Below are 22,230 nucleotides of genomic sequence, written 5' to 3'. Positions count from 1 at the left end.
CTCAGTAGGCCTGCTGCACGAAGGTCATACGACCGCCTGCCAGCATCAAGGCGCAGTACATATTCAGCTCGGTGAGCTGCTCTAAAGAAAAGTGCTGGCGTAGCGCTGCAAAATGACCTTCATCAATCGCCGTATAGTCAGAGGCAAACAACTGCGCAAACCTTATTGCAGCCTGCTCGCCGGCAGAAAATCGATCATCATCGGCGCTCAAACAAGCCACCTCTTCTTCACTTACCTGGTCGCTCTTGCGAGCAACCTGGCACGCCCGGCAATTGGTAATCCCGGCAATTTTAAGCCGCACCAACTCCCGCAATCGTTCGGGGAGACTGCTGTCACTGTGGAATAGATCAAGCAAAGCCAGCCAGCCTTGCGCATGAGAGGGGCTATTCGCCCATACTTGAAGCGGCACAGTCGAACTCAGAACTCCAGAACTCACGCCCTTCTGCAGCAAACCAGCCAATGAAGCCGGCAGCTGTTCCAGAGGTACCGGCTGGATCCGGGACATCAATCGCACCGCTCCAGCAATGTCGCCGTACCTAGACCGCCAGCACAGCAGATTGCTTGCAAACCGAATCTGGCACCACGTCGCTCTAGCTCGTGCAGCATCGATGTCATTATCCGGGCGCCGCTAGCGCCTAGCGGGTGCCCCAACGCGATGGCGCCACCGTTCACATTCAACCTGTCAGGCGCGGCACCTATTTCCTGAAGCCACGCCAGCGGCACAGAGGCGAAAGCCTCATTAACTTCAAATAGGTCAATATCACTGAGCGTCAGACCTGTTTTGGTCAGCAGTGATTGGGTCGCAGCAATGGGTCCGGTCAGCATCAGTGTCGGATCAGCGCCGACGGTAACGATGGAACGAATTTTAGCCCTGGGCTTCAGCCCCAAGGATTTAGCGGTACTTGCCTTCATCAGCATCAAGGCCGCAGCACCATCCGATATCTGTGAAGAATTACCGGCTGTGATTCGACCATTCTCAGGGCGAAAACTCGTCTTCAGCGTCGCAAGCTTTTCGGCCGAGGTGTCGCGACGGATGGTTTCGTCCTTACCGAATACGCCCCTGTCCCCGTCAAAGTCTTTTTCGCAATAATCTGCAATCGGTACAGGGACAATCTCGCGCTCGAAGTACCCCGCGTCCGCAGCCGCAGCCGCACGACTGTGGCTCTGTAACGCAAAAGCGTCCAGCTCTTCGCGCGTCAGCGCCCATTTGTCTACCATGCGCTCAGAAGCCTCACCTTGCGATGTAAGCTCATAGCGCTCCAAGGCTTGCCAGCCAAAGGCTTCGCCGTGCAGGTCACGGTTGCTGCCCATCGGCACTCGACTCATGTTTTCAGACCCGCCGGCAACCATGATCTGCGCAGCTCCGGATGCAATGGCGCCCACAGCCACGTGAACTGCCGCCTCACCAGAACCGCATTTGCGATCAATAGTCATGCCCGGCACGGATGACGGCCACCCTGCGCTCAATAATGCCGTTCGCGCGATGTTTGCTGACTGCTCACCAATTTGCGTCACACAGCCAAATACCACATCGCTCACCTGGTCCGCCGAGATACCGGTTCGATCGAGCAAAGCGTTGAGTACTAATGCCCCCATATGATCAGCACGCACGCCCGCGAGCGAGCCGCGAAAGCGACCCACCGGTGTGCGCACAGCTTCGACAATGACGATATCGTTGTCATTCATCAGAAGCCCGCCTTCAAGCCCGAACCGGCGACTGGCTTGCCATCCTCATATCGGTAGACTCCATGACCTGTCTTCCTGCCCAAACGCCCAGCGGCTACCATTTTGATGATGAGTGGGCACGGCCGAAACTTCTCACCAAGCGTCGAGTGCAGGTAGCGCAGGACCGACAGGCGCGTGTCCCAGCCTGTCAGATCGCCAAGTTCAAGCGGTCCCATAGGGTGATTGAAGCCCATCCGCAATGCGGTATCGATATCCTCGGCGCTGGCCGTGCCCTCCTGCAGCATGTACATGGCTTCGTTGCCAAGCAGAGCAGACATCCGGCTTGTGGTAAGGCCAGGAGACTCATTGACCACAATCGCAGTTTTATTGATAGCTGCACATAAATCGCGCGCCCTGGCGACGGTCTCATCTCTGGTGGCCAGTCCCCGCACCAGCTCGACCAACTTCATCTTGTGAACAGGGTTGAAAAAGTGCATTCCGATAAAGCGTTCTGGACAAGGAACCACTGCTGCAATCTCTGTCACACTCAATGCTGAAGTGTTACTAGCAATGATGGCATCGTCCGCCATCATTGCCGCTGCTTCAGTCACGACAGCTTTCTTAACCGCGAGCTGCTCTGAAACAGTCTCGATCAGCAGTGCTGCGCCCGCTGCAGCTTGGCGTAAATCTCCGTTTGTGCTCAAGCGCGCCATTGACTGCTGCGCAACCAGCTCTTCCACCTTCCCCAGACGGACACCATCACCAAGGATTTTCTCGATACCGGCGTAAGCGCGTTTCAGCGAGTCTGAGTTCGTATCAACCAGGACCGTTTCAAACCCGGAACTAGCAAATGCGTGGGCAATTCCGGTTCCCATCAGTCCGGCACCCACTACTACTACTTTGCCTTTGTTTTCAGCATTCATTGCGAAAGCCCCTTTCAGCTGTATTTTTCACTTACGACGTTACGTAACGTACCGATACCTTCGACCGTCGCTTCAACGACGTCGCCTGACTTCAGAAACTTGCCGGTGCCCATACCTACCCCGGCCGGAGATCCGGTAAAGAGAATATCTCCGCAGGCAAAGCTGGATCTGGCCGCCACAAACGCCACCAGCTCACCGACATCCCAAGTCATGTCTGAAGTATGTCCGTCCTGGCGCAACTCCCCATTGACAGACAAGGTCAAACGCAAACGTGGAGAACCCGCTGGAAACTCGTCACGGGTTACTATCCAAGGCCCAACCCCGGTCGTACGGTCCTGGCTTTTGGCAGCAAAAAGATCCATCCCGATACCCTTGGGACCGCTGCGCTGTAGGTCCCGGGCGCTGACATCATTGCCAACCGTATAACCCAGAACACTTGCTAACGGGTCCTGCGGATCTACCTCGTTTCGACCAATTACAGCCACAAGCTCAACCTCGTGGTCGAGCTCATCAGTCAGCGGAGGAAAGCGGATTGAATCGCTTGCGCCGATAAGCGCCCCGTAAGCCTTGAGGAAGGCCACGGGTTGCGAGGGCGCTTCCAGGCCAAAGTCTTCCTTCAGATGCTTGGTGTAGTTGGCACCAGCCACCACCACACGATTTACCGGATCGATGGGTGGCAGCAGTACGACATCCGCCAAGGGCACGGGGCGGTGTGCCAGTTTCAATGCACTGATACCCTCCCCTGCGGTAACCCTGGGAGCCCACTCAGTGAACAGCCCCAAGATCGGACTTACCTCGCCATGCTCGAGATCAACCACCCCCCAGAAAGGTGCTCCCCCATGGCGAGCGCAGCGTGCCAGCCTCATTACGCACCCACCTTTCCGATCTTGGCGGGATCGAGATGCAGCAACTCGCAGGCATTCTTCCACCGGATACGATCCATATCCTCTTGCGACAGCTTCAAGTCGCTCGTCAGGTCGTGACGCACAGCGTCGCTGCCACCGAAGTTGGAGCCATAGAGAACGCGATCAGCACCGATAACCTCAACCATTGCCTGGCGCATTGGCACTTCATGCAGCTCCACATCAAAGTAGAAATTGCGTAGATAAGAGAGGAAGGGCTTTTTGTTGTGATAGGTATCCAGATTGGGATTAGTTTGTGCCATGCGACCCAATTGGTACGGAACAAAGCCACCGCCGTGGGTGATGTAAACCTTCAGGTTGGGGAAGCGATCAAACACACCACCGTTGATCATGTACCAGAAGCACTTGGACTCGTCGTAATTCATACCGACAATGGCTGTGGTCTCATAGCGATCTGTATTTGCGTCTTTGCCCCAAGTCACAGATTGATTGTAACCGTGCACAAACATGGGCAAATCGAGGTCGCACAATGCTTCCCACACCGGATCCATCTCAGGAGAGTCAAACTCCAGTCCGCCAAAATTAGAACCCCCAGCGACCAACCCCTTCGCCCCCAGCTCCGTGCACGCTCGGCGAATTTCCTTTGCGGCCTCAACCGGTACATTCAGAGGCGCGTGCGCCCAGAACATCAAGCGATCAGGTGCACCAGAGCAGTATTTGGCCAAGGAATCATTCACCTTTTGGGCGAAAGGCACACAAAACTCGGGCTCAGCCCAATACATGTAGCAGTGGCTGGGAACAGACAGAACCTGGGCATTCTGACCAGCGGCATCCATGCCAGCTAAGCGATGCTTCGGGTCAGCCCACTTGGCCATGTACTCAGCCACCTGAAGCGTCTCGCCACGTGCATGAGCCTCGCGCAAGGCAGCCTTACGCTCAGGAGCGCCGAGCGACAAAATCCATTCGCCAACGCGCAGTTTGATGTCGCCATCAGGCTGTAATTCAAACGCTGGACCCCAGTGAGGGTGCTGGTCGTAATACTCAGGATGGGGAGCGTGCGCGTGAAGATCAATCAGCATGTTTTGGACCTCGATTTTGTTTTAGTTAGCTGAGCCATTAAATTCTCAATACAGAATTTGCTCATACGCTAAAGCATAATACAAAATGATCAAATACTGCAAAACTGTTCAAATTATTTTTTCCGCGCACAGGTCTTCCAGAGCGCCACACTCGATCAGGCGAACACGCAAAATAGCAATAAGAACTTATGCGGAAGGAACTACTGGAACCCTGGCTTCAGGGTAGGTCAATTAAGGACCACACAGAGCCCACAGGAAGCGGCTGAGGGAGCATGCCAAGACACAAAGCGTCCCGGCACCATGCAAGAAATAGATGAACTCGACCCTAACGTCGCGTTCTTGAGGTTGACCCCATAGTCAACGACGCCACCAGGCGCCGCACACGCGCCGGCAACAACCTGCGCCCGGAGGTTTCCGGAACCAGGATTTCACTCAGAACGTATCTGATAATCATCTCGCAGATCAGTTCTCGATCCAGCTTCACACCCAACTTCGCATCCCAGTCATCAAACACCACGTCCAAGGTGTCCTGAAACCGCAATATGGAGTCATGAAAAATACGCCGAAAGAAGCCCAGTGCGTATTCGGGCGCAACGCGCAGCAGACGCTGAGCACGACTCTCCTCAAGATAGTCGTCGATAAAAGCGATCAGCGCGTTCAAACGTGCCTCTGGATCCTCCACTACGCTTATGGTGCTAACCAGAACCTGATGGAAACTATCTCGCTTGTGCCTTGAAAAAGTATCCAGAAGATCTTCTTGGGATGAAAAATAGCGATAGAAGGTTCCGCGCGAAACGCCCGCAATTTTGCATACGTCCAAAATGGAAATACGGTCAGCACCCGAGCTCAAAACCACCTCTTCAGTAGCCTGAAGTATTTCGTTGATGGTTTCTTCAGAGCGTCGATTAGGTTTAACCGCCCGAGCCTTCGAGCCGGCTGGTGCGTTGCGGCCTCCCATAGCGGCCTTACCTTTCACGGCGCTCACCTTAGCCTCTACAGCCTTACCTCCCTCAAACTCTTCCAACATCACTCAAGCTCCCTTTAAAACATTCATTAGAGCAATACTACCACGACATATAGTCACATTCAGTACTTTCTGTTCAACTCTCAGTAGAGACAGGTCAAAAAATACAATGTAGAATTCAATTCTCTATCAAAAATAATAGCGTCAGGCTCGCATGTTGAGCCGCACTGAAAGGAGATGAGTCATGAGCGGTACTGGCAATCCTGATACATGGTATGTCGGAGATCAAGACACTGTCATCGCTGCACTAGACCGGGCAGTAGCAAGCCATCCAGACCGGGTATTTCTCGATTTCAGCGGAGAATTGCACACTTATAGAGATATTGATTTACTTTCTACCAAGCTAGCTCACTCTTTCGCCACCCTAGGTGTTAAGCCAGGTGAGACCGTCGTCAGCATGCTGGATAACAACGTAGACGCCGTCGTCTGCTGGCTTGCGGTAAACAAACTTGGTGCTGTTAGCGTGCCGATTAATACCGCACTACGCGGTGAGTTTCTGCGACATCAAATTGCCGATGCTGACACTCCTCTACTCATCTGCGAGCAGGCTTATCTGGAGCGCGTGTCTGCTATCAGCAGTCAGCTTACTTCACTTAAGCAAATCCTGGTTAGAGGAGCACTCAACACCAGCGGCGAGTGCGCCGTTCCCGTTGCCCCTCTCGACCAGCACCGTGGCGAGAACGACAGCCCAATTGAGTTTAGACCAGCCGCTTCCGACCTTGCCTGCCTCATCTACACTTCAGGGACCACAGGGCCTTCAAAGGGCTGCATGATCAGCTATAACTTCATGTGCAACCTTGCTCGACTACAGCTGCGCGCGGGCCCTGTTTCAGAAACCGACGTAACAATCACGCCCCTACCCTTATTTCACATGAATGCGCTCTGCGTGACTATCATAGCCACGATGCTGGTGGGCGCGAGAGCGGCAATTCTTCCGCGCTTTTCGGTCTCCAATTTCTGGCCGGAAGTGGAGCGCAGCGGCGCCACCATCGCATCCATTCTTGGCGGCATGGGTGGGTTGCTCGCCCAGGCTCCAGACAATGAAGCAATGAAGCGCTGTTTTGGACAAATCCATACAGCACGCGGGAATCCCTACACGGAGGAAACTAAATCGATCTGGCGATCTCGTTTCGGCACTCCTCTGGTCGGGGGTAACGGCTACGGCCTGACCGAAGCCTGCGTAGTGACTACGCTGGCCGCCGGGGAGTACGCAAAACCAGGCTCCTCCGGCAAGCGCATCCCCGACTTTGACGTGCGCATTGTTGATGAAAATGATTTCGAGCTGCCAGCCAACCAGGCCGGAGAGATCGTAGTCCGCCCTCTGCGGCCAGACATCATGTTCCAGGGGTACTGGCGCCGTCCCGAAGAAACGCTGAAAGTCATGAAGAACATGTGGTATCACACTGGCGATATCGGCAAGTTCGACGAGGATGGTTTTTTCTTTTTTGTTGATCGCAAGAAAGACTACCTGCGCCGCAGAGGGGAAAACATTTCCAGTTTTGAAATGGAGTCTGCCTTCGCCGTGCACCCTGCCATCGCTGAAGTAGCAGTACATGCTGTGCTGTCAGACAAAGGCGAGGATGACGTTAAAGTAACTGCAATCCTGCATGAAAATGCCTCCCTCAAAGAGGAAGACCTTTTCCAGTGGGCTACGGATTCCGTTCCCTACTACGCACTACCTCGCTACATCGAGTTCCGTACAGACTTGCCAAAAAACCCCCAAGGCAGGGTACTCAAATATCAACTGCGGGACGAAGGGAAAACAGCTGCAACCTGGGATTTGGAAGACACCGACATAACAGTCAAGAAACGTTAAGAGGTGGTTTAACCCGCATCCTGCCAAGCAGGCATGCGGGTTAAACCTGAAGCTGTTAGGCGTTAATATTCTCTCGGCAGTACATTGGCCGGGCGCGAATTATATCCCGGCAAGTGCAGGCCACCATCAACGTGCAGCGCCTCTCCGGTAACGAACCGGGCCATCTCTGACGCGAGGAAAGCAACCACAGGCCCAATATCATCCTCCGGTTCACCGCAGCGCCCCAAAGGTCGCATCGAGGCCGACATCTCGGCAAAACCGGGGCGTTCAGCGGCCAACTTGTGAAAGGTTGCCCCCATAGCGGTAGGAGCTATTGCATTTACCCGGATGTTGAATCGCCCCCACTCAGACGCAGCGCTGCGAGTCAGGCCCAAAATGGCGGATTTGGCTGTATTGTAATCCGCATGCAGCCATGCACCTATTTCAGTATCAATTGAATAAAAGTTGATAATTGACCCGCCGCCACGCTTTTTCATCAGAGGCATTGCTTCGCGCATTGCCCACCAAGCAGCCCAGACGGTGGTACCCAGGGTCTGCTCGAGCATTTCATCTGTTTTTTCTTCAAACAGGACATTTGGCGTGGGAGCAAAGGCATTATTTACCAACACATCCAAGCCGCCAAACTCCCTGGCCGCAGCTTCGATAGCGTTTCCTATGCTGGCCTTGCTGGACACGTCCGTTTTAACAAAAACAGCATTACCGCCAAGCGCGCGCAGGTCTGCAGCCACCCGCTCTCCGAGCTCTTCATTTAGCTCAGAGACTACAACACTAGCGCCCTGCTTAACGAAGTAACGTGCGACACCTTCGCCGATACCGCCACCAGAACCGGTGATCAGGGCAACTTTATTCTTGAGCAGTTCCATATCGTCAGCCTTTTTAATAAACACTTTTTTTGTTAATGTTCATATTATTACACGATAACCTAGAGTTCCACTCAATTTCCCTGCTACCTAGAATGTGAGATCAATATGCTTTTCAGGCGGCGCATAGTAATCCAGGCTCAAAACGACCATGAAGTCAGGGCCGCTCTTGAGGATGATTTTCATCACTTCAGGGTAAGCATCAGACATAATTCCGAGATTCTGACTGATATTAATGGCTGGGCGGTTCGCTTCCCCTACGACGCTTGCCCATCTGCGGCCAACCAGCTGCGTGGGCTACTAGGGATGCCACTATCTGACATCGCACACAGCGTGAACCGGCAAACTGACGCCAAACTTCAATGCACGCATTTGCTGGACTTAGCTGGCCTTGCAATCGCTGCTGCAGCGGCCAACATAGAGCATCGACACTATGAGATTGCAGTTCCCCAACGATTATTGGGCGCAACCAGCCCCAGCCTATGGCGCAATGGCGAGCTTTATCTTGCCTGGAAGACCCAAGGCACTCAGATAACCGCTCCCCCTCCATATGCCGGAATAGACCTCAACCACGGCATGGCTGGCTGGGCTATTCGAACGCTGTCAACTGAAGAAGCCGAAGCGGCGCTGATCCTCCGTCGCTGTACCACCATCTCTCGCGGAAGAGAGTACGATCTTGATGCCAATGAACACGCAGCAGAAACCGGCTTATGTTACGCGCAGCAACCGATAAGGGCTAAACATGCGCGAAGGATGGTTGGCTCAACGCTCGACTTTGGTTCTCAACAAGAGCTCTTATGCGCAACAGATCAGGCTTGGCTTAACGGTGATCATGCCAGCTAACCCCTGCCAACTAACCATCAATCCGGTCAAGAATAGGCTGAACATTAGGCCGACAAGCCGAAGTACCGCACTGAAAACCCCACCAACATCGAGCAACTAGGCAAAAAAAAGCCCGCCAAATGGCAGGCTTTTTCCCGCATGGCATTTGATTGCTGACCACAACCAAAGCCCAACTCTTACTACAAAAACACTGCGAGGTTTGCTGTACCCAGTACTGATTGGTCCAGGATCGCCTCTCGTTTTGCGAGCTTGAATCCGCCATCCGCCTGCTTACGCAGAACATCTCTCCGTTCGAAGCTGATGATGTCAACATGGTGCTCACTAAAGCGACTGCGTGTCATCAGCACGTAGCTCGTCACGTCCAGCTCGTCGGGATTTTCAGTTTCACGAACCAGAACGTTGGTGACTAGGCGTCGAGTGCGCGACGGCGGGTCTTCGGCCCATGCACTCTTGCCGGACAGGCGCAAGATACGCCCCATCACAGAGCGGTAGTCATCGTGAAAATGCTGAACGCTGCGTACAAAACTCTGTGCGTGATCAACACCCAGTCGAGTGTGACGCAGGGGCGCGGTATACACGAGGTCAGTCGCCAGCCGATCCCCCCACTCGTTCAAGCGTAACTGATCCAGAAGTGCGGCCTCCTCATACAAGAAAGTTACAACGGCACTGTACTCAGCTGAACCAACGGGCACGTATGGTCCCTGACTGATATCTAGGCTCTTTTCTTCAGCATGCTGCATAAGAGACTCCTATTTTTATTGATATGGAGAAGGTTATTCCGCGTTCATCAATTCGTTCCAATACAACCACCAATGCCACTGGGTGTCGTCTTTGGTGAAACCTTCGTTCACAATGCCCGGCCCTGGCCAGCCTTCCGGGGCCCCTGTTTCAAACATCGCCTGATACTTCAGCGTCATATGCTTGCCCATTGCACCTTTCGCGGAAAGCGTCATGTGCGGCCAGGTGTCAGAGTCGTCTTGCTCTACCATGCCGGAAGTGCCAAACAGCTGAATTGTCTGTTTCAACATTTTTTCCCGCAGCTCTGCCGGTGCATCCTTCTCGGCAAAAATCCAGTTGCAGAATTCAAGCTTATTTGGTCCGCGCGGAATGTAGGTATGCATCGTCATGGATCCCACTACAGAACCATCAGGCTGCGGGATGTAGACGAAACCGAACAGAATGTTAGGGAACATACCGCCGACCTGGGGCGGCATAGAGGTCAGAACCTTCAGCTGATCTTCGGACAAATTATTGGCAAGCTGATCAATCATATCCTGAGTCATGCCTGCCGGAGGCAGCGCTTTAAGCTTCTCCTGAACACTAAGCTCATCCGGATTAAGACCTGTTAGACGGCGGATCTTGCGAGCGAGATCAATACAACGCAATGCGTGACCATGGGGCGAACTTACTTCAACCCCGATCATTTCCGGGCTCAGGTCTGCGCCCTCACCCTCATCCTCACCTTTCTTTGAGTAGTTACCCACCTCACCCAGCCAACGATGCAATGTCAGCGTATGAAAACCATCTGCCGCTGACTGCTCGCCTGCGGTCTTCCAGTTTGCATTGACAATGAACCGTTGCGGTGGCCCGAGCACTTCCATACCTTTGTCGCTTCTCAGGAAGAGCATGTCGTAATACCACTTGGCATCACCAAGAAACTCTTCAAAAGAAGGGCCCTCGATGTTCCAAGTCGCAAATATCAAGCCGCCGTACAGAACCGAACGCGCCTTTTTCAGGCCTAGTTCAGACTTCTCAAGTAGCTTCCCGTGCATGCACTCACGCTCTACTGGTGAGCCGACAAAGTCACCATTGGTACGGAAGGCCCAGCCGTGATAAATGCACTTGTGGATTTGGGTATTACCGCAGTCAGTCAGAGCTACACGCATGCCGCGGTGAGGGCAAACGTTCAACGTCACGTGAACCTCACCAGCCTTGTCACGCGCAACGATAACTGAGTCGGATCCCATATCTCGAACGATAAAGTCACCAGAGTTAGGAATCTCGGATTCGTGGCCCAGCATGACCCACGTCTTGCCGAAGATCTTCTCCATCTCCAGCTCATAGATCTCGGGATCGGACAGTACGCGCATCTGAACTTCACGAGTATCAGGATAAATCAGGTCGGATATCTTAGTGCCATCAGAAAGCACTGCGCTTGTTTTTGTTAGCATGCTCGCCTCCAGGGTATTTGAAATGATGCCGGCTGCAGTCGGGAAAAATATAAACAAATTTTTAATAAATGTACATAAAATGTAAGGATAATTATGTATCTCGGGTTTTCAGCCACTCCCATACGCCCTGAGTGATCACTTTTGTCCGACCTGTGTACGTAATACACCAATACCGTCCACCTCAAGCTCCACCACATCCCCTCGCTTGAGATAGCGCAGCTGTTCCAAACCACAACCATTACCCACAGTCCCTGATCCCAGGAATTCCCCTGGATACAAGGTTTCCGACTGCGACACATGAGCAATTACATCTTCGAACTGCCAGCGCATATCTCTCGTGTTACCTCGCCCCCACTCCTCGCCATTCACCCTGGCAATCATATTCAGATCGTAGGGATCACCAAGCTCATCGGCCGTCACCAGGCACGGACCCATCACATTCGCAGTATCGAAATCCTTGCCCTTCGCCGGCCCCAACATCCCGCCCATCTCGCGACCTTGGGCGTCGCGCGCGCTGATGTCGTTAAAAATGGTGTAACCGAAGATGAAGCTCCGCGCCTGATCACGCGTTATGTCTTTGCCTCGCTTGCCCATGTAGCAACCGAACTCCAGCTCAAAATCCAAAAGCTTGCTGTACGATGGCCACTGAAACTCATCGTCCATACCCGCTACCGCAAAGCGGTTGCACTTGTAGTAAATAGGTTGACGGTTGAAGGTTTTAAGGACGGAGTCATCTGCGCTGGTATCCATCTCACGCAGTGCCGCTTCCGGGTCAGCTGCCCGCATCGCACGGCCCTTTCTGGCAGCGGCAAAACATTGCTGCAGGTGCAGCTCAAAGCAGGAAAAGTCGCGCATCTGTGGAGGGGGCTGGATTGGCGCTCGCAGACGTACTTGATCCCGCGCAACAACCGCAGAAGCAGGCGCTTTAGCCACTACACTGCGTGCCAACTCAAAGCCGGCGTCACCCGACTCGGCCAAACTCAAGACACTCTGCAACGCTGGCGAGGCACCACCTTTGCATTCACGATGCGCCGCTTGAAGATCAAGTACCACCTGATCGCTGTCGAGCAATGCACCTGGCAGTTCCAGGCCCGCACTATTCACGAAGGTAACCAATCTCATGGGAGCTTTCCTTTTATTGTTGTCTGGAAACTAGACCTTGCCGGTCACAGGGAGGCAGGCACCGGTAATGACTGCCGCCTGATCCGATAGGAGAAACCCGATAACTGCGGCTAGAGAACTTGGAGCCACCCAACTTGAGAAATCCTCATCAGGCATATCAGCTCTATTAGTGGGGGTATCAATAATGCTCGGCATAACCGCGTTCACCGTAACGCTACGCGTCTTCAACTCTTCAGCTAGAGACTCGGTGAATCGAGACACACCAGCCTTGGCAGCAGCGTATGCTGAAACCCCCAAACCTGCCTTACCGGCAGCGACCGCGCTGATGCTGACCACCCGACCATCAGCCGATGTAAGCAAATGGGGAAGAGCTGCATGCGTGGCAGTAACGGTCGTTCGGACATTCATCTGATACATCCGATCCCAGGTTTCCAGAGCGCCGGTTTCAAAGGGTTCCCAAGCAAAACCACCAGCGACGTTGACCAGCGAGTCTATATGGCCAAACGCACTCGACACCTGGGTCATAGCATCCCCCGCGGACACCGGGTCGGTCAGGTCTACACCTCCCAGCGGAAGAAAGTCTTCACTCGCCTGAAGATCTACGGGGACAGCGCTCAAGTCTAAGGCAGCCACTCGGGCACCCTGCTCTAGAAGGTAGACTGCAAGAGCCCTGCCCAATATGCCGAACCCCCCGGTAACCACGACCGAGCGGCCTTTTAATAGGTGCGCCATGCTCCAGCTCTCCTCTTGTTAATTGTTATTGGTGGCCTAATTGGCAGCCACATAGAAAAATTAGAACACTTTTTTTATATATGTACAAATGATACGCTTTGCTACATCGCCGTAATTACTCAGGAACCAACCGAGATGCACAGGAAGCTGCCCGCACTGACCGCAGACAATCGCGCTTTCTGGCAAGGAGGGGAGCAGGGCCGCCTGTTTATGCATTGGTGCGAAGACTGCACCAGATACTTTCACCCTCCCGGGCCTGTCTGTCCAAAATGCGCAAGCCTTTCAGTCCGCCCTAAAGAGGTGTCCGGGAAGGCGACAGTCGTAAGTTTTACGATCAATTACCAACCCTGGACTCCAAACCTAGCCGCGCCCTTTGCGATAGCGATTGTCGAACTGCCAGAACAAACCGGGCTGCGTTTTCTCAGCAACGTTGAAGAGCCTGTTGAGCAGGTCTATATCGGCATGCCGCTGAGAGTTGTTTTCGAGCAGCAAGAAGATGTCTGGATTCCGCTCTTTATTAAGGACTAAGTATGTCGACCAGACTCTATGAGAAAGAGGTCGCGATCACCGGGATCGGCCAATCGGAGGTGGGGCGCCCTTCCCAACTGTCGGGAATGCGCCTGACAGTGGATGCTTGCCTGCAGGCAATAGCTGATGCAGGCCTTGAGCGCAGCGATATCGACGGTATCGCCTGCTGGCCGGGTGACAACAACAATGGCGACAGCTTCTCACCCGTCGGCCCCAACGCCCTAAAGAACGCGTTAGGTTTGGAAGTAAACTGGTTTGGTGGCGGCTACGAAGGACCCGGGCCACTTGCCGGCGTCATCAACGGGGCGATGGCCATTGCGAGCGGCCTATGCAAACACGTGTTGGTATTTCGAACTATCACCGAGTCATCCTCGCGCCTCATAAATAAGCAGGCTTCGGCGCTCACCAACAAGACTGCTGGACGCGACAGCAGCTTTGCCTGGCAGTGGTATACCCCCTTCAACGTCCTATCTGCAGTGAACTTGATGGCGATATATGCCCAGCGCCATTTCCATGAGTACGGAACTAAGCCGGAGCAGCTTGCACAGATAGCATTGACCTGTCGCAAGCATGCGCAGCTGAATCCAAAAGCGGTTTATCGCTCGCCCATGAGCATGGACGACTACATGCAATCAAGGATGATTTCATCGCCCTTACGCATGTTTGACTGCGACGTACACTGTGACGCCTCCACTGCAATTATTCTTTCTCACAAGGACGCTGCCCGGGATACAAAAAACCCTCCCATTCGTATCGAGGCAATAGGTGCCGCGCTGAACCAGCCTTGGTCATGGGACCAAATATCACTCACTGAGGGCGCAGCATTCGATGTGAGTAAAATGATGTGGAGCCGCACAGACCTAAAACCCAAGGACGTGAAGTCTGCACAGCTATATGACGGCTTCTCCATTTTGACCATGATCTGGCTTGAAGCTCTTGGACTATGCCCACGAGGAGAAAGTGGTAACTTCATCGAGGGGGGGCAACGGATTTCGCTTACCGGCCAGCTGCCGCTCAATACTAACGGCGGACAACTCTCAGGAGGGCGTACCCACGGGCTCGGCTACTTGCATGAGGCCTGTCTGCAATTATGGGGAAAGGCGGGAGAGCGACAGATTGCAGACCATCAGGTCGCTGTCACTGCCGCCGGCGGTGGCCCGCTCGGTGGCAGCCTACTACTGGTAAAAGAGTGACTCATGAAAGCCTAGAAAAGGACAGACTCCAGCTCACTACACAGGCCTCCCAACATGCTGCCAAGTTCGGCAATACCGGCCTCATCACGCTGCCCACGGAACATCACCGCCGAAACAGTAAACTCGATACTATTACTCGGCGAAAATACTGGAGCTGCGACTGCAAGGATACCTATAGAGAAATAGCCATCATCCAGCGCCCAGCCGCGTTGCGAGGCATCGCTGACCTGCTTTTTGTAATCGTCGTAAGACAACGGTGCTCCCCAGCGTATTTTCTCGAAAATCTCCCGCGAGCTCTCGGACTCCAAATCTAGCTGCGAGGCGAAAAGTCTTCCGCTCGCGCCCATCATTATGGGCAGGCGCTGCCCCTCACTCATATCGATTCGCACGTCCGTCGGGCAGGCCGCGGAGCTGACAATAACGATGCGATCATTACCGATACGTCGCCAGAGCGTTACCGTTACGCGGACCTTGGCAGCAAAGCTCTCGAGCAACGGCTTGGCCAACTGAATCTTCTGACCTTGAGTAACAAACTGCTCCACGAGCCTAGCCAAACCCAGCCCAGCAGAATATCGCTTGGACATAGCATTGAACTCAACCATGTCTTCCGCCGCCAGCGTGCGCAGAATATTGAAACAGGTGCTAGGGTTGATATCCAGCTGCCGCGCAATGTCCACCGCGCGCTCAGGCCCACCCGCCTGACTCAAGAGCCGCAATATACGTATGGCATTAACAACGGGTTTAACGGTTACCGGGGCATTTCCCTGGGCGACGTCTGCTGGCATCTGATCATATTCCCTGAGCTAACTAAATTATGAGCCGCACTCTATGCAGCCCAACAATTTATTCTATATCAAGAATATGATTTTTGAATACGCCTTTAACTGGAAAACTTTGCCCAGAATCAAGCCAAGTCACTTATCCGAAGTGTCCTGCGCACTCTGGGAGATATAGCGCCGGGTCGACACCACTCCAGGGTCAATATAACCGCTCAGCCCGAGCTCTATCTGCCGATCTGCCCGCGTCACTCGTTCGCGTTGACGAAGATAGTCCAACCAGGATTCGACAATGAAACGCTCCACATAGCGATCCGGATCAGCCAAATCGCGATACAGGCGCCAGTTTCTGGCACCGTTACGGCGACGTGACTTACCAACCGCGTAGGCGATACGGAGGAAGTCAGCACGCACCGAAGGGATCGCACGATAGACAGTCTCTACTGAAACCGGACCATCCGAATGCGCCACCGCGGTTGCGACCATCACCTTGTCCGCCTGCGCAATGACTCGATAGTCTGCTTCACTGCCCAACACGAAGACACCCCGTCGGGTTACCCACAGCCCTGCTAGCATCGCGACGGAGGAAACCAGTAGGCTCATCTGCAGGCCGGCAACCTCCGCGACAACACCCCACAAGAAGCCACCAAGTGCCATCGCCCCCATATACATCAACAGGTAAACGGAGGCCACCCGCGCGCGCACCCAATCGGCAGCACAAGTCTGGACGATCGTTGAGGCTGTGGCATTCACTGCCATCCAGGCCATACCTGCCGCCACCAAAACTGGCCATACCGTCCAAACCGATTCCAGCAGTGCTGCTCCAGCCGTAGCTAACGCAAAAAACGCCACCCCGCCAGCTATCAGTTTACGCAGCGCAAAATCACGATAAAGCCGCGGCAAATTGAGCGCAGCCAAAACAGCGCCCAAACCCAACGCGCCCATCAACAAACCGTATCCATCGGCCGCCATTGAGAGACGCTCCTTCGCTATTAAAGGCAAGAGAGCCCAAAGCGAACTAGCACAACTGGTGAATACGAATACCTGGGTGAGCGAGCTGGTCAACTCTCGCGAGTGGCGTATATATCGCAGGCCACTGCGCATTCCGCCGAACAAGGTCTCCGGAGGCAAGGTGACAACCGGTTGCTGCTCCTGCCAACGCAGCAAAAAGAGCGTTACACCAAAGAAGCACAAGGCAATAACGAAAAACACAGCCGACTGCCCAACCGCCGCAATCAACAGCCCTGCAATCGCAGGCCCTACCGCCCTGGCCACATTGGTTGACACCGCATTCAAGGCGACCGCAGAGGGAACCACATCGCGGGGAATCAGAGTTAAAGTCGCAGCCATCCAAGCCGGCATATTAAGGGCGCTGCCAATGCCGAGCAAAAAGGTCAAACCAAGTAGCGCCCAAGGCGTCAAATACCCTGACACCATAAGAGCAAATAGACTGAAAGCCGCAAATAGCATCAATGATTGAGTAAAAAGGAGCCATCGACGCCGATCTACAAGATCTGCAATCACCCCTCCTGGCAAGCCGCACAAGAATACCGGCAAGGTAATTGCGGTCTGCACTAGAGAGACCATCCAGGCGCTATCCGATAAGCCCGCCATGATCCAGGCAGCCCCCACCGTCTGCATCCAGATTGCGAGATTGGTTACCGCTCCTGCAGTCCAGAAGGGCCGAAACCTTGCTAGCGTCAGCGGGTACCAGGGAGACTTCCGATTGATCACACCAACCCCTCAGGACGCAGCACGACATTTACAAACACGCGATTTTTTTCACCCACGATCTGAGGGCAACCCCAAGCGACCCTGACGCCTGGGCGAGGCTAATTGCCTGCGTGGACCGACCTGGTTTATTAGCGTGCCTATACCCTGAATCGTTGCCTCGATTCGGTCTCCCGGTTGAAGAAAACTACCGGATTCCAGACCTACCCCATGGGTAGAGCCGGTAAAAACAACATCTCCCGCACGCAGCTTCACACGGGCATCCAGGTAATTCAGCACCTCGGCCAGGGGAAAAATCATCTCTCTTGTGTTGTCCCGCTGCCGGACTTCACCATTTACTGAGAGCTGCATGTCCAGTTCCGGCTGCCTATCCCCACCAGCCTCGGCTCTCAAGGTTAACCAGGGGCCGAGAGGTGTTGTCTGATCCAGCGCTTTTTGAGTAAAAAGATCCAGTCTCCCCAGCGCCCTGCCTGCGTCTCGCGCACTCACATCATTGCCAATGGTGTAACCCAATAGACATGACACCGCGCTTGCTTCATCCTCAAGCGGCCTACCCACTACCGCGACCAGTTCTATTTCGTAGTCAAGCTCTTGTGTCACCGCGGGATAAAGAATTTCACCCAGATGCGGCACCAGTGCGGACTCGGGTTTGATATAAGACAGCGGATGAGGTGGTTCAGAACTACCAAGTCGCTCAAGATGCGTCCGGTAATTCAGGCCTACGCCAAAAACGCGAGCTCCTGATTCAGCAGGCGCCAAAAGCGTATAGCCTCCTGGTTGAACAGGCATCTCATCGACCGCGGGCGCTCTGGCTTGGCACCGCGTCAGCTTCTCAGCCCAATCGGTAAAACATCCAAGTATCCACCAAGCCTGTCCTGTCTCAAGGTCGAGTGAGGCCCAGCCGGTACGCCCGTACAGGTCTTGAATACGAGCGAGATGCAAGCGGCTTAGCCTTTCTTCTGGCTAAAAGCCGGATCACGAACCTCTTCAGGTGTTTTGACACTTGGCCCAAGTATCGGGCCTACAATTTCATGCCCCCAAACACTCATCACCTCAGGATTTAGCTCAAAGCCATCATCGTGCCACGGCTCAATCTCGCCTATGCACTCAAAAGCAAAACCTGACGGCGTGAAGTGGTAGAAAGATACATGGGGATCTTGCGCATGTTGCCCCAGCGTCATCATCATTGGCAGCTCACGCTTTTTGACGAGATCGTAGGTTTCACCTACATCCCTAATACTGCTTACGAATAAACCAATGTGCTGTATTCCCATACGGCCCGGCGCGTGACCATACGCAATGTCATGGCTGGTGTAAGTGTTCAGTTTGGAACGGAAAAAGCCCGTGCGCCCCTTGCCTGCGCCAGATCCGTACCAATGAAAGCCCATGATATTGATAAGAAAGTGCTCCAACTCATCAGAGTACTCAGGGGCCATTAACACGACATGACCCAACCCCCGGTGGTTGGCGAGGAACCCACCATGTCGCCGACCAGCCACAAAGGAGTCCGGCGTCCACTTTTGTCCATAGAATAATTCGTGCTGAAACCCGACTGGATCAAAAAATCGAATTAACTCTTTGACGCCGCGCATTTCACACAGCGCCTGATCGCCAACTTCAAAATCGACCCCTTCCTCACGGAAACGCGCCAAGGCTTGCTTGTACTCCATACGACCTTTCGCTTCCCAGCCAATATAGGCCAGACGGTCCACATCACCTGGGTGAAAGGCAAAGCGATGACGCCGGTCATCTATACGAAAATAAACCGAATCGGGATCGCTATCAGGATTTTTGCCCATCCCGAAACCCATCACTGACGGACCATAGTCACGCCATGCATCCAAGTCCGTAGCTTCAAAGCCCAGATAGCCAATGCCAATAATATCCATGCTCTTTACCTCATGTTTTGTGTCGACAGCGATCGTAATGGTTATCGCATAGCGCGATTGACTGATCAGATTGCCAGCAAACCACCGTCAATAACGATATCTGACCCGGTGATGAAGGATGCTTCTTCCGAGGCAATAAACAGAGCCATTGCGACAACCTCTTCCGGCTCACCAGGGCGATCCATCAGCACACCATCAAGCAGTGCAGCTCTGGCCTGAGGGTTTTCCATGAAAGCCGCCGTTCCCGGGGTGGCAATAAATCCAGGGCTGAGACTGACGGCTCGAATGCCCAAGGGCGCACCTTCCACAGCGATCTGACGAGTGAAAGACACCACTGCACCCTTAGCCGCAGAATGGGCGGAGATACCCGCCACTTTAGATCCGCCCCAGGCCGCGGTTGAAGACACGTTGATAATCACGCCTTTCTGCTTGGCCAAGTGGTTCCATGCATACTTGGTTGCATAGAAAATAAGGTCGACCTCGTTGCGGATGGTGAAATGCCAGTCTTCTATACTCATGTCCTGCACTGGAGCGAAACGCGCTGCCGAAGCGTTGTTGTAAAGGACGTCGATCTTGCCGTGAGCGGCAACCGCACTTTCCACCCAACCGCGCACTTGCTCGTGGTCGCCCAGATCGATTGGCGCACTGCCATGCAGTGAATAACCCTCCGCTTCCATCAATTGAGCGGTCTTTGCGTGCTCCTCACTGTTTGTGTCACAACCAACGACGATAGCGCCTTCACGTGCAAACCTCAGCGCAGCTACCCGGCCCTGCCCGCCGCCAGTACCGCTGATCAATACGACCTTCCCTTCAAGGCGTTTCATAATGCTTGGCTCCTTGGTATTCAGGTGAGCGGTTGTTAGCTCTGGATTTCTTCCAACCAGATTGCCTCGGCAGGACAAGCTTCTGCGCCTTCTCGGGCCGCTTCTTCCAACTCCGGCGGGACTTTGTCGTCGTCGAAGTAAACCAACCCATCACCGTCCAATTTGTATACTTCTGGGCAAATGGAAGCACACAAACCATAGCCACAGCAGCGGCCACGATCCGCCACAGCGCGAAAAATAACCTTATCTGAACTCATATTTTTTCCTCTTGTCAGGCTCAGCGAAGACAAATAATGAACAATTTTTTCTTTTTTGTAAATTTTTGAGTTTTACCATTAGTAAAAAAGCCTAAAAAATCGCTTAACCTCCGCAAAATACGTAAAATTAATCCTTTATTTTCAAACAAATACAGTTAAATACATTGAATAGACGAACCATGAAATTAATGTGCAACTTTTGCCGCGCACTCACTACCCAGACCAAACAACTGGTTTTTTCGGCCGTCAGGTTCTGAAGTGCCTCACTGATAGAGCAAGTTCTTCTGCGATCACGCGCAGTGAAGCAACAGAAGCGGAGACCTGGTGCGAAATCTGGTCCCCCTCCTCAGCCATCTTCGCGATACGCTCAATACCCAGGGAAATTTCCTTGCTACCCTCATTCTGGACCTGCACCGCAGCGGCAATCTCACTGACGCCGGTGCTCGAGGCACCCACCAGTCGCGCGGCTTCCAGCAGCACCTTTTCCAGCTCTTCTAGTAACTCCTGACTGCTATCAAGGGCAGAAGCACCCTCGCCCAGAACCACACTAACGCTGGCAGACTGCCCTTCCAGTGCCCCCGTCAGCTCATTAATCGAGTTGGCCGCGACCGCAGAGCGCTGGGCTAGATTCCTTACTTCATCAGCCACCACGCTGAATCCACGACCGCTCTCCCCTGCACGCGCTGCCTCTATCGCCGCATTGAGCGCCAGCAAATTCGTTTGTGCCGAAAGCTCCTTGACCCGGTTGATACTGTCAGTAATGGCGGTGGTGCTGGCGACAAAGTCCCCTACCGAGGCCGTAATCGCATGGAATGCTTGCCTGACTCGCAGAATCTCATCAAGCAACCGATTGAGTGCGAACCGCCCCTCTTCCGCGCCTTTCAAACTATCCGCTGCCGAATTGCGCAAACCTTCCGCGTGGGAGGAAATAGATTCGATGCCCTGGCTCATCTGCTCGACAGTGGACGATGCTTGAACGGCGGCACTGGCCTGTTCATTTGCACCAACGGCGACATGGTTGGAAGTAACCACCAACTCCTCTGCCGAGGCTCCCACAGAGTCGGCAACACGCTTAACCTGCTCTACAGCCGTCTGCAAACTGGTAATCAGCGCATTGAAAGCCACCGCTGTCTGTGCGATTTCATCACGTCCTATCACTTCCACTCTATGAGTCAGGTCGCCATCCTTGAGCTTCACCGCCGCTCGCTCGATGGCTTTGATGGAGCGCAGCACCTGATAGCGCATCAACAACCCAACCAGCAGAGCCAAGACAATGGCAATAACAACGGCGATCGCAAGCGCCCTGGTCACCGATGCAGCTGTCATGTTTGCTGTAGCAAAAGCCTGCGCAGACAACTCTTCCTGGAGTACAAGCATGCGAGAAAGCAGGCCTTGCAGACGGGTATAATCCGCACGCACATAACCCAACAATGAGGGCGCCTGGTAAGGTGAGGTCAACGCCGCTTCAGCCAGATCGTCGACTCCTTGCGCAAAGACCTTGGCCTGCTCGCCCATGGTTTGGTAAAGCGTCTGCTCTTCTTCACTAAACGCCCCACTGTCAGCCATACCACGCTCGATTCCAGTACTCATGTCATGAACACTGGCGCGCATATCCTCTACATAAAACTGCATTTCCTCCTGCGACGCGTTGCCTTCGGTCTGGATCAACTGAACCACCGCCGCGTAGGAACCCACCATAGCCGCCTGAGAAGCCGCCGCGATTTCTAGTGCGCGCTGGTACTGGTGGAAGCGAACCTCTTCGACCTCACGCAGCACACCCTGCTGACGGGCGAGACCGTCGTACGCAATCGCAGAGACAGCAATGAGTAAAACCACAATGAGGGCAGGAGCAAAAAGGAGCTTGGCACCCATGGAAAAGCTACTGAGCCATCGCATACAACGTTTTCCTTTAGTCACTTATTGTTTTTGTGTTC

22 protein-coding genes are annotated in these 22,230 nt (G+C 53.8%); 4 read left to right on the top strand and 18 right to left on the bottom strand.

Features of this window, described 5'->3' with window-relative positions; genetic code table 11:
• Position 1: 1 nt before the first annotated feature.
• The 6 genes from BLU26_RS14930 to BLU26_RS14905 all read right to left on the bottom strand — a co-directional run bounded on the left by BLU26_RS14930 (position 2) and on the right by BLU26_RS14905 (position 5,488).
• Positions 2-505, bottom strand: a complete 504-nt coding sequence (locus BLU26_RS14930) for a carboxymuconolactone decarboxylase family protein (RefSeq protein WP_092287665.1) — start codon at positions 503-505, stop codon at positions 2-4.
• Positions 505-1,686 carry a thiolase family protein gene (locus BLU26_RS14925; protein WP_092287664.1) on the bottom strand — a complete coding sequence of 394 codons (1,182 nt, stop codon included), beginning with the start codon at positions 1,684-1,686 and terminating at the stop codon, positions 505-507. Before BLU26_RS14925 ends, BLU26_RS14930 begins: the two co-directional genes overlap by 1 nt.
• Positions 1,686-2,588, bottom strand: a complete 903-nt coding sequence (locus BLU26_RS14920) for a 3-hydroxyacyl-CoA dehydrogenase (protein WP_092287663.1) — start codon at positions 2,586-2,588, stop codon at positions 1,686-1,688. The genes BLU26_RS14925 and BLU26_RS14920 overlap by 1 nt, the downstream gene beginning before the upstream one ends.
• 14 nt (positions 2,589-2,602) lie before the next feature.
• Positions 2,603-3,454 carry a fumarylacetoacetate hydrolase family protein gene (locus BLU26_RS14915; RefSeq protein ID WP_092287662.1) on the bottom strand — a complete coding sequence of 284 codons (852 nt, stop codon included), beginning with the start codon at positions 3,452-3,454 and terminating at the stop codon, positions 2,603-2,605.
• Complete coding sequence (locus BLU26_RS14910; protein ID WP_092287661.1) at positions 3,454-4,530, bottom strand: amidohydrolase family protein; 1,077 nt, start codon at positions 4,528-4,530, stop codon at positions 3,454-3,456. The genes BLU26_RS14915 and BLU26_RS14910 overlap by 1 nt, the downstream gene beginning before the upstream one ends.
• 325 nt (positions 4,531-4,855) lie before the next feature.
• Entirely contained in the window at positions 4,856-5,488 is a 633-nt protein-coding gene (locus tag BLU26_RS14905) for a TetR/AcrR family transcriptional regulator (protein WP_228247557.1), read from the bottom strand.
• A gap of 250 nt (positions 5,489-5,738) precedes the next feature.
• Here BLU26_RS14905 and BLU26_RS14900 point away from each other — a divergent pair, with 250 nt between their 5' ends.
• Positions 5,739-7,370: an ATP-dependent acyl-CoA ligase gene (locus tag BLU26_RS14900; RefSeq protein ID WP_092287659.1), complete on the top strand. Its 1,632-nt coding sequence runs from the start codon at positions 5,739-5,741 to the stop codon at positions 7,368-7,370.
• Between the two features lie 62 nt (positions 7,371-7,432).
• Here BLU26_RS14900 and BLU26_RS14895 read toward each other — a convergent pair whose 3' ends face one another.
• A complete protein-coding gene (locus tag BLU26_RS14895) occupies positions 7,433-8,233 on the bottom strand; it encodes an SDR family NAD(P)-dependent oxidoreductase (RefSeq protein WP_092287658.1) in 801 nt (266 codons plus the stop codon).
• 105 nt (positions 8,234-8,338) lie between these two features.
• On the opposite strand from BLU26_RS14895, the gene BLU26_RS14890 reads away from it, so the two are divergent.
• Positions 8,339-9,073 carry a DUF2889 domain-containing protein gene (locus tag BLU26_RS14890; RefSeq protein WP_092287657.1) on the top strand — a complete coding sequence of 245 codons (735 nt, stop codon included), beginning with the start codon at positions 8,339-8,341 and terminating at the stop codon, positions 9,071-9,073.
• 179 nt (positions 9,074-9,252) lie between these two features.
• On the opposite strand, the gene BLU26_RS14885 is transcribed toward BLU26_RS14890, so the two are convergent.
• From BLU26_RS14885 to BLU26_RS14870, 4 genes are all read right to left on the bottom strand, one after another.
• A complete protein-coding gene (locus tag BLU26_RS14885; RefSeq protein ID WP_092287656.1) occupies positions 9,253-9,813 on the bottom strand; it encodes an aromatic-ring-hydroxylating dioxygenase subunit beta in 561 nt (186 codons plus the stop codon).
• Between the two features lie 33 nt (positions 9,814-9,846).
• Positions 9,847-11,244 carry an aromatic ring-hydroxylating dioxygenase subunit alpha gene (locus tag BLU26_RS14880; protein WP_092287655.1) on the bottom strand — a complete coding sequence of 466 codons (1,398 nt, stop codon included), beginning with the start codon at positions 11,242-11,244 and terminating at the stop codon, positions 9,847-9,849.
• A 135-nt stretch (positions 11,245-11,379) separates the two neighbouring features.
• Complete coding sequence (locus tag BLU26_RS14875; protein WP_092287654.1) at positions 11,380-12,366, bottom strand: fumarylacetoacetate hydrolase family protein; 987 nt, start codon at positions 12,364-12,366, stop codon at positions 11,380-11,382.
• A 30-nt stretch (positions 12,367-12,396) separates the two neighbouring features.
• Entirely contained in the window at positions 12,397-13,098 is a 702-nt protein-coding gene (locus tag BLU26_RS14870) for an SDR family NAD(P)-dependent oxidoreductase (protein WP_092287653.1), read from the bottom strand.
• A gap of 15 nt (positions 13,099-13,113) precedes the next feature.
• On the opposite strand from BLU26_RS14870, the gene BLU26_RS14865 reads away from it, so the two are divergent.
• Positions 13,114-13,626, top strand: coding sequence for a Zn-ribbon domain-containing OB-fold protein (locus tag BLU26_RS14865; protein ID WP_231701960.1), 513 nt, complete (start codon positions 13,114-13,116; stop codon positions 13,624-13,626).
• A gap of 2 nt (positions 13,627-13,628) precedes the next feature.
• Positions 13,629-14,819 (top strand): thiolase family protein, encoded by a 1,191-nt coding sequence (locus BLU26_RS14860; protein WP_092287651.1) that lies wholly within the window; start codon positions 13,629-13,631, stop codon positions 14,817-14,819.
• Positions 14,820-14,830: 11 nt separating this feature from the next.
• Here the strand turns inward: BLU26_RS14860 and BLU26_RS14855 are convergent, their stop codons facing one another.
• The 7 genes from BLU26_RS14855 to BLU26_RS14825 all read right to left on the bottom strand — a co-directional run bounded on the left by BLU26_RS14855 (position 14,831) and on the right by BLU26_RS14825 (position 22,192).
• A complete protein-coding gene (locus BLU26_RS14855) occupies positions 14,831-15,604 on the bottom strand; it encodes an IclR family transcriptional regulator (protein WP_092287650.1) in 774 nt (257 codons plus the stop codon).
• 129 nt (positions 15,605-15,733) lie between these two features.
• On the bottom strand, positions 15,734-17,329 hold the full coding sequence (locus tag BLU26_RS14850; RefSeq protein ID WP_231701959.1) for an MFS transporter: 1,596 nt from the start codon (positions 17,327-17,329) through the stop codon (positions 15,734-15,736).
• 48 nt (positions 17,330-17,377) lie between these two features.
• Complete coding sequence (locus BLU26_RS14845; RefSeq protein ID WP_092287649.1) at positions 17,378-18,268, bottom strand: fumarylacetoacetate hydrolase family protein; 891 nt, start codon at positions 18,266-18,268, stop codon at positions 17,378-17,380.
• A gap of 5 nt (positions 18,269-18,273) precedes the next feature.
• Positions 18,274-19,215 (bottom strand): VOC family protein, encoded by a 942-nt coding sequence (locus BLU26_RS14840; RefSeq protein WP_092287648.1) that lies wholly within the window; start codon positions 19,213-19,215, stop codon positions 18,274-18,276.
• Positions 19,216-19,280: 65 nt separating this feature from the next.
• Positions 19,281-20,039 carry an SDR family NAD(P)-dependent oxidoreductase gene (locus tag BLU26_RS14835; protein WP_092287647.1) on the bottom strand — a complete coding sequence of 253 codons (759 nt, stop codon included), beginning with the start codon at positions 20,037-20,039 and terminating at the stop codon, positions 19,281-19,283.
• Positions 20,040-20,074: 35 nt separating this feature from the next.
• Positions 20,075-20,296 (bottom strand): ferredoxin, encoded by a 222-nt coding sequence (locus BLU26_RS14830; protein WP_092287646.1) that lies wholly within the window; start codon positions 20,294-20,296, stop codon positions 20,075-20,077.
• A 246-nt stretch (positions 20,297-20,542) separates the two neighbouring features.
• The gene (locus BLU26_RS14825; RefSeq protein ID WP_092287645.1) at positions 20,543-22,192 is read right to left on the bottom strand and encodes a methyl-accepting chemotaxis protein; all 1,650 of its coding nucleotides are present in this window, start codon (positions 22,190-22,192) and stop codon (positions 20,543-20,545) included.
• Between the last annotated feature and the right edge of the window lie 38 nt (positions 22,193-22,230).

Source organism: Halopseudomonas sabulinigri (assembly GCF_900105255.1).
Lineage (GTDB): Bacteria > Pseudomonadota > Gammaproteobacteria > Pseudomonadales > Pseudomonadaceae > Halopseudomonas > Halopseudomonas sabulinigri.
Note: the sequence above shows the minus strand (reverse complement) of the source record. Positions and strands in the feature narration are given on the sequence as shown.

Excerpts from the sequence above, each read along its gene's own strand:
- BLU26_RS14930 (WP_092287665.1), bottom strand. The coding sequence starts at position 505 with ATGTCCCGGATCCAGCCGGTACCTCTGGAACAGCTGCCGGCTTCATTG.
- BLU26_RS14925 (WP_092287664.1), bottom strand. The coding sequence starts at position 1,686 with ATGAATGACAACGATATCGTCATTGTCGAAGCTGTGCGCACACCGGTG.
- BLU26_RS14920 (WP_092287663.1), bottom strand. The coding sequence starts at position 2,588 with ATGAATGCTGAAAACAAAGGCAAAGTAGTAGTAGTGGGTGCCGGACTG.
- BLU26_RS14915 (WP_092287662.1), bottom strand. The coding sequence starts at position 3,454 with ATGAGGCTGGCACGCTGCGCTCGCCATGGGGGAGCACCTTTCTGGGGG.
- BLU26_RS14910 (WP_092287661.1), bottom strand. The coding sequence starts at position 4,530 with ATGCTGATTGATCTTCACGCGCACGCTCCCCATCCTGAGTATTACGAC.
- BLU26_RS14905 (WP_228247557.1), bottom strand. The coding sequence starts at position 5,488 with ATGGGAGGCCGCAACGCACCAGCCGGCTCGAAGGCTCGGGCGGTTAAA.
- BLU26_RS14900 (WP_092287659.1), top strand. The coding sequence starts at position 5,739 with ATGAGCGGTACTGGCAATCCTGATACATGGTATGTCGGAGATCAAGAC.
- BLU26_RS14895 (WP_092287658.1), bottom strand. The coding sequence starts at position 8,233 with ATGGAACTGCTCAAGAATAAAGTTGCCCTGATCACCGGTTCTGGTGGC.
- BLU26_RS14890 (WP_092287657.1), top strand. The coding sequence starts at position 8,339 with ATGCTTTTCAGGCGGCGCATAGTAATCCAGGCTCAAAACGACCATGAA.
- BLU26_RS14885 (WP_092287656.1), bottom strand. The coding sequence starts at position 9,813 with ATGCAGCATGCTGAAGAAAAGAGCCTAGATATCAGTCAGGGACCATAC.
- BLU26_RS14880 (WP_092287655.1), bottom strand. The coding sequence starts at position 11,244 with ATGCTAACAAAAACAAGCGCAGTGCTTTCTGATGGCACTAAGATATCC.
- BLU26_RS14875 (WP_092287654.1), bottom strand. The coding sequence starts at position 12,366 with ATGAGATTGGTTACCTTCGTGAATAGTGCGGGCCTGGAACTGCCAGGT.
- BLU26_RS14870 (WP_092287653.1), bottom strand. The coding sequence starts at position 13,098 with ATGGCGCACCTATTAAAAGGCCGCTCGGTCGTGGTTACCGGGGGGTTC.
- BLU26_RS14860 (WP_092287651.1), top strand. The coding sequence starts at position 13,629 with ATGTCGACCAGACTCTATGAGAAAGAGGTCGCGATCACCGGGATCGGC.
- BLU26_RS14855 (WP_092287650.1), bottom strand. The coding sequence starts at position 15,604 with ATGCCAGCAGACGTCGCCCAGGGAAATGCCCCGGTAACCGTTAAACCC.
- BLU26_RS14840 (WP_092287648.1), bottom strand. The coding sequence starts at position 19,215 with ATGGATATTATTGGCATTGGCTATCTGGGCTTTGAAGCTACGGACTTG.
- BLU26_RS14835 (WP_092287647.1), bottom strand. The coding sequence starts at position 20,039 with ATGAAACGCCTTGAAGGGAAGGTCGTATTGATCAGCGGTACTGGCGGC.
- BLU26_RS14830 (WP_092287646.1), bottom strand. The coding sequence starts at position 20,296 with ATGAGTTCAGATAAGGTTATTTTTCGCGCTGTGGCGGATCGTGGCCGC.
- BLU26_RS14825 (WP_092287645.1), bottom strand. The coding sequence starts at position 22,192 with ATGCGATGGCTCAGTAGCTTTTCCATGGGTGCCAAGCTCCTTTTTGCT.